The sequence below is a fragment of the Sellimonas catena genome, assembly GCF_027924685.1.
Lineage (GTDB): Bacteria > Bacillota > Clostridia > Lachnospirales > Lachnospiraceae > Sellimonas > Sellimonas catena.
The window spans coordinates 24,805-36,864 of sequence record NZ_BSBO01000009.1 but is presented as its reverse complement, the minus strand read 5'-3'; the positions used below and the strand labels follow the sequence as shown (position 1 = coordinate 36,864).

Genomic DNA, 12,060 nt, shown 5'->3' with positions numbered 1-12,060 from the left:
GTGGAATGATATGACAAAGTTTGAAGAATTTGAGCAGGTTGTTGCGAAACTTCGGGCTCCGGACGGATGTCCGTGGGACAGAGAGCAGACACATAAGAGCCTTAAAAAGCCGTGTATAGAGGAAGCAGCAGAAGTGATCTGTGGAATCAATATACTGGACGAGACAGGAAATCCGGATAACCTGAAAGAAGAATTGGGAGACCTGCTTCTGCAGGTAGTGATGCATGCTCGGATCGCAGAAGAAGAAGGATACTTTACCATGGATGATGTGATCCAGGGGATCATTGATAAAATGGTGCGGCGGCATCCGCATGTGTTTGGGGATGCAGTCGTATCGGGGTCAGGTGAGGTGCTGACCAGATGGGATGAAATTAAGAAGTGGGAGAAGGCAGGAAAAGAATGGACGGAAGCATATCTGCCGGAGGCGTTTGAGGAGGCAAAGGAGCTGATTGAGGAAGCAAAGGAGAGGAAAGGGGTTGGGGAGAGGGAGTGAGTTTTGGGGTGTATTGTGGTATTAGAGTATGCGGATCTTTATTTATAAGGTTTCTATGGGTACTGATTTTTGCTTTGGAGTGTCAATAGTGTAGTTTTCTATGGAGATGATGTAGTGAAATGGATATGAAGGTGAAGAAAAATATAGAGATAGCGAAAAGCATGGAGATTTGATAAAATTGAGATAAATGTAAATTTGAGCGAGAAAGGTCTAATTTCCGGAACCTATAATGAACTTATACAAAGTAGGAAATAAGAAGAGGAGGGATTTCGGGTGAACAAGAAAAAAGACGAAGTGACGATTCGATCCAGCGCAGCAGAGTATTTGACGTATGTGTCATCCATTGGCGATCAGTCGGATAGTATCGAAATGCGATATGAGGATGAAAATATATGGCTGACACAGAAGATGATGGCTACGTTATATGATGTAAATGTCCGTACAGTAAATGAACATATAAAAAAGATTTATAGTGATTCAGAACTTGAACCTATTTCAACTATCCGGAAATTCCGGATAGTTCAAACCGAAGGTTCCCGTCAAGTGAGCCGGGAAGTAGCACATTATAATTTGCAAATGATCATAGCCGTTGGTTTTAAGGTAAATAATGAGAGAGCAGTTCAATTTCGCAAGTGGGCTAATAGGATCGTGAAAGACTATACAATCAAAGGTTGGGCCGTGGATGATGAACGACTGAAAAATGGTGGTTCTATGCTTACTACGGAATATTTTGATAGATTGCTTGAACAGATACGAGAAATTCGTTTGTCAGAGCGTAGATTCTATCAGAAAATTACAGATATCTACGCTACATCCCTTGATTATGATCGGACGGCAAAAACGACAAAGCAGTTTTTTGCTAAAGTACAGAATAAAATGCACTATGCAGTTCATGGCCATACGGCGGCGGAATTGATCTATGAACGGGCAAATGCTGAGAAACCGCATATGGGACTTACTACATGGGCAGCAGCACCAGATGGTAAAATTGTGAAAAGTGATGTTAGCATTGCCAAGAATTATCTTACAGAGAAGGAAATGCGTTCTTTGGAACGAATTGTATCTGCATATTTGGATTTAGCTGAAGACCGAGCTGAACGTCATATACCTATGACAATGGAAGACTGGTCCGAGCGTTTAGATTTGTTCTTGATGGCGGATGACAGAGAGGTTCTGCAAGATTCCGGGAAAATTACAGCAGAAATTGCAAAAGAGAAAGCAGAAACAGAATTTGAAAAGTACCGGGTGATTCAGGATAGATTATATATGTCGGATTTTGATAAATATCTACTTGAATTAGAAGAAAATGCAAAAAAATAAACTAATATAATTTGAACTCTTGATAACGTATAATTAATTTCGCAAAATCAATTTCATAAAAATAGACATGGTTTATAGCCGTTTGGTAAAATTAAGTCACCACAACAAAATCTATCAAAGAAAGCTATAAAACCATGTCTGATAAGATTATACAGCTAAATGAAATGCCAAAAATATTCGACAAATATATTAATCAAACATTGACGGAAACACTATCTGCGATATAAACTAGAAAAAGAAGTTTAATGCATTAATTATCGACATTGAAAATTGAAGATATATCAGGAAACATCATAACTATTGACTTAATGGCTTGTATAATTTTATTAAGGAAACCATCATTTACTACAGAAAATATCACCGATAATAATCCGGCAAATAATTAACCAGTAGCCGGCAAAATGGTTATAGATCATTAATCTGTAAAAGCACTGAGTTGATCCTAATAGAGGATATAAAAGATTTATTGTCATAGAAAGTATACACATAGTTGGTAAAGCTAGGAATACATGTGCGAGACCTCTTCCTGTTAATGACCTCATTTGGTCCAGGATTTCGTCCGCATCCCCTGAATGGCGAAAATCGCCCGGCGCTAACAATGGTAAAAATTCTCACGAAGAACATAGAAAAAACGAGGGCTGTTCGGTCCTCGTTTCTTCTGCAAAATACTGATTAAATGAGCCAAACGGGTACATACCAGTTCTTTTCGTCCACAGGCAACAGATCGTTTGCCATACAGACCACACTTCCGGTTCCAATTTCAACCTTCAAAGACTCTAATCCTCCGAAAGCCGATTCCCTGCTAACGGGTTCCAATACCTTGAAATTTTTAATCGCGGCCTTACCCGGTGACGCCGATTTTTTGATCTCTATTGGAGAAAGAATACCATTTTGATATAGCAGCAGGTCGATTTCTTTCTGGTCTTTATCTCTGTAATAGAAAATAGGCGGCTCTTTTCCGGCGTTCAGATAACTCTTATAAATCTCTGAAAAAACATAGCTCTCAAAGAACGCCCCGGACATGGCGCCCCTTTCCAAGGCTTCGGAATTGCCCCATCTTAAAAGGTACGCTGCCAGGCCGGTGTCCAGGAAATGGATCAATGGCATCTTTACCACCCGTTTAAGTGCATTGTTGTGATAAGGCTGTACAAGCGCAATGATATGAGATGACACCAAAATAGAGAGCCACTTTTTGGCCGTTGGAGCTGAAATGCCCGCGGCACTCGCCAGTTCTTCATAGACAACAGGCTTTGAAGTCCACGCAGCAACAATCGTCATAAAATTGTAAAACTGCATTTCATCCGCGACCTGTGCCAGATCCCGGATATCCCTTTGCAGATAGGTGTTAACATAGGAGCGGTAATAAGTTTCCCAATCCACATTTTCATCTGCATAGAGTTCCGGCATAGAACCTTTGAATATCCTACGGTAGATCTCATTCAAATCTCTTTTTCTTTTTACAGGCAAACGCTCCATCAAATCCCCGGCTTCTGTCTGGAAAGGCTTGCTTGGTTCATGGTAGATTTCCGCATCGGATAATCCCAACAGGTTTACGATTCCAACCCGTCCGGCCAGACTTTCTCTGACATTTTTCATAAGGCGGAAAACCTGCGATCCTGTGATCCAGAAATCACCTTTTTTCTTAGAACGGTCAACACTCATTTTGATGTAGGGCAATAGCTCTGTTGCATACTGGATCTCATCAATCAGTACCGGTGGGGAATACCTCTGCAAAAACAGGGCAGGATCGTGTTTTGCCAAGTAGCGGACATCAGGATCATCCAGAGTCACATATTTACGCTCTATGCCTTCGCTTTGCTCTGTCTCTGACATCCTTTGCAATAAGGTCGTTTTTCCAACCTGTCTGGGGCCGGTTACCAGCAGCACCGGAAACATTTTGGACACCCGTGCAATCGTATCTTCCACAGCTCGTTTGATATATGCCATGACAATCTCTCCCTTCGGTTATAGTATAGTCAATTTCATTTAGAATATTCGTCCAAACCAAATTATAATTTTATTATAGCCAGAATTTCATAGATTGTCAACGAAATATCCGGCCAAACCAAATTGTGATTTTTGTTTAGCCGGATTATTCGCCGCAATTTAAGTGGGTATATTCTAACTAATCTAACCAGGGGATTATTGATAAAATGGCGCAGCGGCATCCACATGTGTTTGGGAATGCAGTCGTGCCGGGTTCAGGTGAAGTGCTGACCAGATGGGATGAAATTAAGAAATGGGAGAAGGCGGGAAAAGGATGGACGGAAGCATATCTGCCGGATAGTATCGAAATGCGATATGAGGATGAAAAACAAGGTAAAATTTACCTTTTTAAAAGCTCTCGCCATAAAATTTAAAAAAATTAGCACTCACCTCTTGGCGTGGTGTGGGTGGTTTTGTCCTGTGGCGTCAGAGCCCGTAAAGCCTTATTTTACAAGGTTTTTGCGGGTTCTTACTTTTTGTCTGGAAGCGTCAAAAATCGTCATTTTTTGCGAAAATGGTGTAGTAAATGGTGTAGTAAAAAGGGGGAGTGAACAAGTGGACCTGAAAGTTGGTGGTAAGTGTAGAATTTGATATAATTGATTTATGATAGAAAAAGGAGAATGATAATATGAGGGATAAAGAAGTAGGGTTTTTTCTTAACAATGATGATAGCAATTATATTGGCGACGAGCGAATAAGACCATATCTTTCTTATAATAGAAAAAAGGAGTCGTATTGTATTTATTGTTCAAATTTAGCAGATAGTCGAGAACATTTACCACCACGGATATTTGTTGATACCCCTAATTTAAATGAGTGGAATATTGTTCCTGCATGCAAAAGCTGTAATAACGGATATTCACAAGAAGAGCAAATGGTTGCATGTATGATAGAATATATTATAGCCTTAATCTATTATAAAGGTGAAATTCAAAGAGAAAAAATAAAACATACTTTTGAAAAAAGACCTAAAATTCTAGAAAAAATAAAAACACTTTGTGTTGTTGAGAATGATCTGGTACAAATTGATAGCGCAGTTATTGATATGATTAAGCGGGTAATGTTAAAAATTGCTAAGGGACATTTCATGTATGAATGTAATGTTTTTTTGCCCGATGATGCAGATGTTTTAATTGACTTTGAACCTCTGATGGATAAAAAGAAATTAGACGAATTTAATTCGCCTATTGCTTGTAATTATTTTCCTGAAATTGGAAGTAGGGAGAGCGATCAATTGTGTATTATGATGGGGGAAAATCAAGTATTGTATAGCTGGAAGGTAATAGATAATGATAATTATAGATATGCAATTTCCCCTAATATTTTGAGGATTGTTATTAGAGAGTTTTTATATGTTGAAATTATTCACAAATAAAATAAGTTCATGGGGGGTTTTATGTAATGTTACAATAAAGTGATAGGTATATAGTAGATTGCGAACATAAATTACGCAAAATAGCGTAAATATGAGGAACAATTAAATAAAAAATTTATATTTTTACGGAACTTTAAAAAATACGCAAAAAAGTGAAATTTTTGTATTGCCAATTTTGTAAGAAGGTGCTAGTATACATATAGAATAATTATTTGGAGGATTGACTATGCCAGCAAAAAAGCTTTCTTATGATGAACTTTTTAACTCAACAACAATGTTTTATATGAATGACCAGTATGAAAAAAGCATTGAAAGAGAAGTAAAAGCTAAAACGGAAGAGATATCTGTGGGACTCAGAACTATTAAAGATAAAGAAAGTCTCAAAGAATATATAATTGCTCATAAAGACGCTCTGGATAATCTTACCTCTGTTAGTCAAATCTCTGTAGAACGCTTTAAACGCATGGTTTCTATGATTCGGAAAGATCGTGGATTTGTTTTTGCTACGGAATGGAGTCTTGGAAAAATCAGGACAGCAATGATGGAAAGCCCGGCAATGATGGAAAGTATCTTAAATCTTATATGGAACGGAAAGAATGATGAAAAACTGAAATCATGTATTCCAGCATTCTATTTGGAAAATATGGCTATGGATGAATCGACTCTTCTAAGGTTGCAGGATGAAAATATAGTGAGACAGCTTGTTAAACGTGGAATGGAAGGAAAATACAGTAATGGCATTGGTGATGCGGTTCTAGCAGATATTGAAAAAGAAATTAAAAGAATATGTGCAAAGCATGGATTGGAGTATCAGAAGAATGTGAGAGTACCAATTTTGGATAGAGCGGTAAGTTTTGTTCTTGAAAATCCTGCTCAACCTCATATTATCATTGATGTTTCTTATAGTGTAACGACATCAAGTAGCCAAGGAAGTAAGAAAGAAGCAGCAAGGAAGACTGTCGAGGTATTATCCAGAGAAAAATCAGCTGGACGAAATATTATTTTTGTCAATTTTCTTGATGGAGCAGGTTGGATCGGAAGACAGGCAGATATGAAAGAAATACATCGGTGTTCAGATTATGTCCTTAATTTTCAGAATCTTGGCATGTTGGAAGATATCATTGATTCATATATTTCAGAATTTTAAATGGAGGATTTTTTATGAATGCAGAAGAAAGAAAAGCTAAATTAAAAGAGTTTACGGACAATCCTAGTTCTGCTTGTCGGACAGGTATTCCAATTACCTATCATGGAAGAATTATTACATTGGACGCATATGAGATTCCACTTGAATATTTAGTTTACAATCCTTACAACGGTCGTATAGGTAGCGTTGTAAAATCATTTGAAAGACAAAATCACACGCTTAATCCTGAAGAACCATCAGATAAGGCACTGATAGAAAAATTTTTGTGGGAATCTAAGGTGGAGGCTAATAAAAAAACGAAGGAGCGATTATTAAAAGAGCATCAACAGAAACATGGTATTGTTACTGCTGATGGCATAATCATAGATGGAAATCGTCGGGCAAGTTTGTTGAATAATATTATGGCCGATACAAGTATTCCTTATACAGAAAAAAGTCATTGCCAATATTTTATTGCTATCATTCTGCCGGAAGATGCTGACAAAAAGGAAATTTTGGCACTTGAGACTACATATCAGATGGGAGAAGATGCAAAAGTAGATTATAATCCCATTGAGAAATATCTTAAGTGTAAAGACTTAAAAGATGCAGGATTCACAGATGATGATATTGCGGGTATGATGGATTGTAAAGAAGGGGAAGTTAGAACTATGCTTTCTGCCCTTAAATTAATGGATGAATATCTGGATGAATATGGATATTCAGGTATGTACACACAGCTTGACAAGAATGAAGATTCATTCTTAAAATTGGATTCTGCTTTGAAAAAATATAGAGCGGGTGTTCCATCTATGTGGGCGTATGATCCAGATGCCGATGTTTCAGATTTAAAATCGATTGCATTTGATTATATTCGTTCTGGTTTTGAACAGACATTATTCAGAAATATTATTACGGCACCGACTGCAAAAAAACCTGCATCTAGTTTTTTTGCTAAAAAGGAAGTATGGGAATCTTTTCGAGATGCTCATTATCAAGTGACAGACAATATACAAGAAGCGTCTGTTAAAGATATTATAGACACAAATCCGCCAGATTTATCCCGTGCGTTAAAGGCAAGAGATAAAAAGTGGCAACAGGAGGTGGCTGATGATTTCGAAGAAAATTTTGTTAGAAGTCTAGATCAGCTCAATAACCATGCAAATGCGGCAAAACCATTGCAACAGTTGCTCAAGGCTTGTCAGGCATTGGAAGTTGTTGATGTGAATCAGCCAAATTTCTTAACTGATAGTAATGTTAAAGGATGTGTCAAAACACTGGAAGAATATGTTTCGAAATTTAAAGAAATTCTTGGAATGTAAAGGAAACGTAATATATGAAAAAGCTATGTCTTGAGTCAAAAGAAAATAGCAATTGTCTTATTATTACTGGTGATATAGATGCCATTTTCAGTAATCGAAGGGCATCACGATACCTTAAAGATAATTTGCAATTTTTAAAACAGGATTCGTCATTGATTATAGATTCACAACAAGACATCAATAAGACAATTGATAGAATCAAAAAAATTTGTGAATATACTTGTTCAGAATTGATTTATTCAGAAAGGGTGTCTGACGCCGTAAACCAATATGCGATAGAGGAAGAAAAGTTTAGCGAATTTGCGGAGAAAGCTCGGTTGATAAGAGATAATCATTGTAATCGAGAAGATTTTCAAAGATTTATAGATTCGGTTAGTAAGAATCTGAAAAATCGAAGTTTGTATGAATTGCAGCTTTTATCTGCATATCATTTAGCGTTTTCACAAAACGCCTGTAATTTTTCTGTGCCAGGTGCTGGTAAGACAAGCGTGGTATATGGCGCCTTTGCCTATTTATCAAATCTTAATCCAGAAGACAAAAAATATGTAAATAGGTTATTGATAATATCTCCACTTAGTGCTTTTGGACCGTGGGAGATAGAATATGAGGAATGTTTTGGAGAAAAACCTTCAACAAAACGTTTAAATGGTGCAGTATCGGTAGATGAAAAGAAGCAGTATCTGTATTCGCAGAATCCTGCAAAAATCACTTTGCTATCTTATGCATCAGTATCGTCACTGAAGGAAGAATTGATATATTTCCTTCGAAACAATAAAGTTATGGTCGTGTTAGATGAGGCGCATAAGATAAAAAATACTAGTGGTGGACCTACTGCAGCGGGAGTGCTTGCTATTGCTAAGTTTTGTTCAGCGAGAGTTGTTTTAACAGGTACACCTGCACCGAATGGTTATGAGGATTTATATAATCTGTATAAATTTATTTGGCCAACTAAAAAGGTTATACCGTATGAAGTGTATCAGTTGAAGGATATGAGTAAAAATCAAGACGATCCCCGAGTAGACACTTTGTTGCAAGCGATAGAACCATTTTTTATTCGCGTAAAAAAAAGTGATCTTGGCATTCCGGTAGCAACTGAACATGATCCGATTGTAATACCTATGGGGCAAACCCAGAGACGTATTTACGATGTTATAGAGAAAAAATACATGGGAGATATCGTTTCAAACAGGGACAATAGATTTAGGCAAGATCTAGTGAAGGCAAGACTTATCAGATTGATGCAGGCAGCTACAAATCCTAATCTTCTAAAAGTTCCGCTTAAAAATTTTGCTTCATTTGAGAATTTTGATCCTGATATCGTAGAGGAGGATTCTTCTCTTATCAATGACATTATGCAATATTCATCTAACGAAATACCTGCTAAATTCGTGAAAGCAAAAGAATTGATTGAGAATATTCTTCAGGAAAATGGTAAGGTGGTTGTATGGGCAATTTATGTCAAGAACATTCTAGACTTTGAGGCTTACCTTATCTCTTGTGGCATTCCATGCAAAACATTATATGGTGCGACTCCTGTTTCATCAGGTGAAGAAGATGACGGTACAACAGAAACAAGAGAGCGTATTATAGCAGAGTTCCATCAAGAAGATTCCTCTTTCAGAGTAATAATTGCAAACCCGTTTGCAGTTTCGGAATCGATCTCACTTCATAAAGTATGCCATAATGCAATTTATATGGAACGTAGTTTCAATGCTGCACATTTTATTCAATCCAAAGATAGAATACACAGATATGGTTTAAAACCAGGAACAGAAACAAATTACTATTACCTATTATCGGAGGATTCTGTTGATAATGTTATACATGAAAGACTGATCGAAAAGGAGACAAGGCTTAGGGAGATTATTGAGAGTATGCCAATTCCTCTGTTTGAGAATGCAGAACTGGAAACTGGAGACAATGATATTAAAGCCTTGATAGCAGAGTATGTTAATAGAACTAAAAAGATGTAATTCAATAGGCAATATTGATGGTTTGATGTTTCTCATTTCAATAATTGCTGGTAAAAAGAAAGTTATCCAATCTGAGATAACAAATCGATGTGCATTGGAGTATGGGATAACAGTGAATTGTTCTGGTGCGGTTGCTTTTCTCCAGTACCTTGGTTATGTAGATGTAACTGAAAACGTAGTAATTCCAAATGAAAAGATGGATATTTTCCTTTCTGGCAGTAAAGAATTAATTTTAAACTTACTGATTAAAGAATGCATAGCCAAATTAGTTGAAGAGGGAATTTTTGATAAAAGTGCTGTTTTATTTAATGTGGAAAAGGGACATTTTAGTATAAAGCGTTCTGCTTTTCCACTATCTCACGCAGCAATTAGAAATTTTTTGACCATTTCTGGGGCATTAGAAAAAGAGGAACATGGGGAGATTTGTATTAAGGATTCTTATGAAAGCGATTTTATTGTGCAGCTTCAATCTAGAAGAAATAAGTTTACTTTAGAAGAATTATTGAAACAACAAAAAGAGCAGAGTGAAAGAGGGCTCGCTGCTGAGAAATTTGTGTTGAAATTAGAAAAAAATAGACTCCCAAATAAAGCTTGGAAAATCAAAAGGATTACGGATTTTGATGTTTCAGCCGGATATGATATTGTTTCGTTTAAAGAAGCTGACTCGGTGACATATGACAGGTATGTAGAAGTAAAGTGTTATCTGGGACAACCACATTTCTATTGGTCAGAAAATGAATCAGAAGTTGCCATGATTAAAGGAGATAAGTATGTATTGTGTCTAGTTGATTATTCGCGAATTAATGAGCCGGGATATATACCAGAGTATATCAATAATCCATATTCTGTTATTTTTAATGATAACCAGTGGATGGTAAATACAGCCTCTTACAGAATACAGAAGATATAATAAAAGGACATGGTGTATTCCATGTCCTCACATTTTTGATTTACGTTAAGATTTATATATATCTGCCAGTCTTTCAGAGACTGCTTTAATGACTGGAACACATACGGTATTTCCAAGTAAATCAAATGCCTCTTTTTCTTTCAAAAAAGATAAATCATAATTTTCGGGGAAGCCGCATAATCTTTGACCCTCCCTGATGGATAGCCTACGCAATCCGCCATTATCGATAACGCCTAAGCGGGAGACATCCATTGCAACAAGCGTAGGGGCTAAGGCTTCAGGATCAAGAATTTTAGTAAATTCGAAAGATAATTTTCCAGTAACAATATTGTACCCTTTTGGTTTAGTTTTGTCAGGAACACGTCGTCCATTTTCTTTCTTGCGTGGATGTTCTAAGGTTAGATAACCCATATCAACTAATTCTGTTAAGAAAGCATGCAAGTTTTCGCGTGGAAAGAAAGTTGAAATCTGCTTTTCAGTCAATGGCATTCCATCCATCCAATCAATTCCAATTTCAGTTGCCCATTTACGTTTACGTCTTTCTAAAAGTAGCTGATTTAGAAAATTACTTTGTTCAGTAGTTGTATCGCCTTTTAATCCAAGCTCCCAGCTGTGAATATTGTCGATTCCACCACGTTTATCTTTGATAGATTTACCAATTACCTGATCAGGCTTAAAATGGTTAAAAAGTTTTTTGGTGAATTCTGAATTGACAGATGGCAAACCAGATTCGAGGATATCTCCTAAAACTGCGGTATGTTCTTCAAAATTGTCTAGGGAAACATGAGCGTCAATACTACCGACTATGTATACTCTTTTCCGAGGTTGTGCAAGACCAAAATATTGACTATCAATAAGACGATAGGATACATAGTAGCCAAGTGATTTTAGATGATTAACAATAATAGAAAGAGTTCTTCCTTTATCGTGATTCATTAATCCTTCTACATTCTCTAATAAAAAACCGTAAGGTTTTTTATCTTTTAAAATACGCTCAATTTCAAAAAACAGAGTGCCTCGTGTATCCTCAAATCCAAGACCAAGTCCAGCAGCAGAAAAAGGTTGACATGGAAATCCAGCTAACAAAAAGTCAAAATCTGGAATATCAGATGATGGGATTTGAGTTATATCTCCTGCAATATTTGAATCCTTAAAATAGTTTTTGTATGCTTTTACGGCATAATCTTTAATTTCACTGCTGAATACACATTTTGGTTTAAATCCTTTTTCAAGGAATGCAGATTCAAAACCCAATCGAATTCCACCAAGTCCGGCAAATAAATCTATAAACTTAACTTCATTGTTTTCAGCCCTTTTTCTCCTTGCAATTTGAGCTTGTATAAGATCTATGCACTTCTCAGAGAAACTATTTCCATGTGCATATACTTCAATTTCATTATTCTGGGTATGGGTTATATAAATTGTTTTTGCAATTTTCTTTTTACTCTCAGGAAGAGGAGTGCGTCCAGAACCTTCGCGTTTTCCACCATGCATGGTTGAGCTCATTCCTTTCTACTAAAATAATATGTCGATCATTATAGTAACACATTCAACT

Annotated in this window: 10 protein-coding genes; 8 read left to right on the top strand and 2 right to left on the bottom strand. The window is 36.7% G+C overall.

Annotated features, from left to right (window positions below; genetic code table 11):
• The first annotated feature begins 10 nt into the window (after window positions 1-10).
• The gene (locus Selli1_RS05710) at window positions 11-493 is read left to right on the top strand and encodes a MazG family protein (RefSeq protein ID WP_281872470.1); all 483 of its coding nucleotides are present in this window, start codon (window positions 11-13) and stop codon (window positions 491-493) included.
• Window positions 494-766: 273 nt separating this feature from the next.
• Complete coding sequence (locus Selli1_RS05705; RefSeq protein ID WP_138373630.1) at window positions 767-1,813, top strand: virulence RhuM family protein; 1,047 nt, start codon at window positions 767-769, stop codon at window positions 1,811-1,813.
• A 672-nt stretch (window positions 1,814-2,485) separates the two neighbouring features.
• On the opposite strand, the gene Selli1_RS05700 is transcribed toward Selli1_RS05705, so the two are convergent.
• Entirely contained in the window at window positions 2,486-3,760 is a 1,275-nt protein-coding gene (locus Selli1_RS05700; RefSeq protein ID WP_138373631.1) for an ATP-binding protein, read from the bottom strand.
• A 206-nt stretch (window positions 3,761-3,966) separates the two neighbouring features.
• Here Selli1_RS05700 and Selli1_RS05695 point away from each other — a divergent pair, with 206 nt between their 5' ends.
• From Selli1_RS05695 to Selli1_RS05670, 6 genes are all read left to right on the top strand, one after another.
• The gene (locus Selli1_RS05695; protein ID WP_087252116.1) at window positions 3,967-4,173 is read left to right on the top strand and encodes a hypothetical protein; all 207 of its coding nucleotides are present in this window, start codon (window positions 3,967-3,969) and stop codon (window positions 4,171-4,173) included.
• A 254-nt stretch (window positions 4,174-4,427) separates the two neighbouring features.
• Window positions 4,428-5,174 carry a hypothetical protein gene (locus Selli1_RS05690; protein WP_281872469.1) on the top strand — a complete coding sequence of 249 codons (747 nt, stop codon included), beginning with the start codon at window positions 4,428-4,430 and terminating at the stop codon, window positions 5,172-5,174.
• Window positions 5,175-5,400: 226 nt separating this feature from the next.
• Window positions 5,401-6,321, top strand: a complete 921-nt coding sequence (locus Selli1_RS05685; protein ID WP_281872468.1) for a DpnII family type II restriction endonuclease — start codon at window positions 5,401-5,403, stop codon at window positions 6,319-6,321.
• A 14-nt stretch (window positions 6,322-6,335) separates the two neighbouring features.
• A complete protein-coding gene (locus Selli1_RS05680; protein ID WP_281872467.1) occupies window positions 6,336-7,622 on the top strand; it encodes a hypothetical protein in 1,287 nt (428 codons plus the stop codon).
• Between the two features lie 14 nt (window positions 7,623-7,636).
• A complete protein-coding gene (locus Selli1_RS05675; RefSeq protein WP_281872466.1) occupies window positions 7,637-9,595 on the top strand; it encodes a DEAD/DEAH box helicase in 1,959 nt (652 codons plus the stop codon).
• Window positions 9,570-10,505, top strand: a complete 936-nt coding sequence (locus tag Selli1_RS05670) for a protein NO VEIN domain-containing protein (protein WP_281872465.1) — start codon at window positions 9,570-9,572, stop codon at window positions 10,503-10,505. The genes Selli1_RS05675 and Selli1_RS05670 overlap by 26 nt, the downstream gene beginning before the upstream one ends.
• A 45-nt stretch (window positions 10,506-10,550) precedes the next feature.
• Here the strand turns inward: Selli1_RS05670 and dcm are convergent, their stop codons facing one another.
• Entirely contained in the window at window positions 10,551-11,999 is a 1,449-nt protein-coding gene (gene dcm, locus Selli1_RS05665) for a DNA (cytosine-5-)-methyltransferase (protein ID WP_281872464.1), read from the bottom strand.
• Window positions 12,000-12,060: the final 61 nt, after the last annotated feature.

Coding starts and splice junctions, on each gene's coding strand:
- Selli1_RS05695 (WP_087252116.1), top strand. CDS start 3,967: ATGGCGCAGCGGCATCCACATGTGTTTGGGAATGCAGTCGTGCCGGGT.
- Selli1_RS05670 (WP_281872465.1), top strand. CDS start 9,570: ATGTTAATAGAACTAAAAAGATGTAATTCAATAGGCAATATTGATGGT.
- Selli1_RS05675 (WP_281872466.1), top strand. CDS start 7,637: ATGAAAAAGCTATGTCTTGAGTCAAAAGAAAATAGCAATTGTCTTATT.
- Selli1_RS05685 (WP_281872468.1), top strand. CDS start 5,401: ATGCCAGCAAAAAAGCTTTCTTATGATGAACTTTTTAACTCAACAACA.
- dcm (WP_281872464.1), bottom strand. CDS start 11,999: ATGCATGGTGGAAAACGCGAAGGTTCTGGACGCACTCCTCTTCCTGAG.
- Selli1_RS05710 (WP_281872470.1), top strand. CDS start 11: ATGACAAAGTTTGAAGAATTTGAGCAGGTTGTTGCGAAACTTCGGGCT.
- Selli1_RS05700 (WP_138373631.1), bottom strand. CDS start 3,760: ATGGCATATATCAAACGAGCTGTGGAAGATACGATTGCACGGGTGTCC.
- Selli1_RS05690 (WP_281872469.1), top strand. CDS start 4,428: ATGAGGGATAAAGAAGTAGGGTTTTTTCTTAACAATGATGATAGCAAT.
- Selli1_RS05680 (WP_281872467.1), top strand. CDS start 6,336: ATGAATGCAGAAGAAAGAAAAGCTAAATTAAAAGAGTTTACGGACAAT.